The sequence below is a fragment of the Arenibacter sp. F20364 genome, assembly GCF_023015905.1.
Lineage (GTDB): Bacteria > Bacteroidota > Bacteroidia > Flavobacteriales > Flavobacteriaceae > Arenibacter.
Window position 1 is genome coordinate 1 of record NZ_JALKBD010000108.1, and the last position, 1,123, is coordinate 1,123.

1 protein-coding gene is annotated in these 1,123 nt (G+C 53.6%); it reads left to right on the forward strand.

Annotated features, from left to right (window positions below; translation table 11 throughout):
• Positions 1 to 1,123 (forward strand): exosporium protein (locus MWU84_RS23905; protein WP_246906518.1); only part of this gene is annotated, 1,123 nt, incomplete at both ends.

Sequence of the window (1,123 nt, forward strand, 5' to 3'; positions counted from 1 at the left end):
CTGGAGCCACTGGCGACAAAGGTGAAACTGGTGCTCAGGGTCCAATAGGACTTACTGGAGCAACTGGTGCTGACGGAGCCAAAGGAGATACAGGTACCAAGGGAGATCAAGGCGACAAGGGTGATACCGGAGCTACAGGTGCTACTGGTTCAACTGGAGCTAACGGAGCTAAAGGAGACAAAGGTGACAAGGGAGATACCGGAGCCAAAGGAGATACAGGTGCCAAGGGAGATCAAGGCGACAAAGGTGATACTGGAGCTAAAGGAGATACCGGTGCTAAAGGCGACCAGGGAGATACTGGTGCGACCGGAGCCAAGGGTGACAAAGGTGATAAGGGTGACAAAGGTGATACTGGAGCCACTGGCGAAAAAGGTGACAAAGGAGATACCGGTGCTCAGGGTCCAATAGGACTTACCGGTGCTAAAGGAGACCAGGGAGATACTGGTGCAACTGGTGCTACTGGAGACAAAGGAGACACTGGTGCAACCGGCCTAACTGGAGCCAAGGGAGATCAAGGCGACAAAGGTGAGACCGGAGCTCAAGGTATTCAGGGTGTAACTGGAGCTAAGGGAGAAAAGGGTGATAAAGGAGATACTGGAGCGACCGGAGCTACTGGTGCAACCGGAGCCAAAGGTGACACTGGAGCCAAAGGGGACAAAGGAGACCAAGGAGATAAAGGTGAAACTGGTGCTCAAGGACCTACAGGAGCTAACGGAGCTAAAGGAGACAAAGGTGACAAAGGAGATACCGGGGCTACTGGTGCTACTGGTGCGACAGGAGCACAAGGACCAATAGGTATAAGTATAACTGGAGCAAAAGGCGACAAGGGTGATACCGGAGCTTCTGGTACAACCGGAGCCAAAGGTGACACAGGAGCAACTGGAACTACCGGAGCCAAGGGAGACCAAGGAGATAAAGGAGACACTGGTGCTAAAGGCGACCAGGGTGATACTGGTGCGACCGGAGCCACTGGTGCAACCGGAGCTACCGGAGAACAGGGTATTCAAGGTATACAAGGAGAAACCGGTGCCAAGGGAGATCAGGGAGACAAAGGAGACAAAGGAGATACCGGTGCTCAGGGTCCGATAGGACTTAATGGCGCAACTGGTGCTGATGGAGCCAA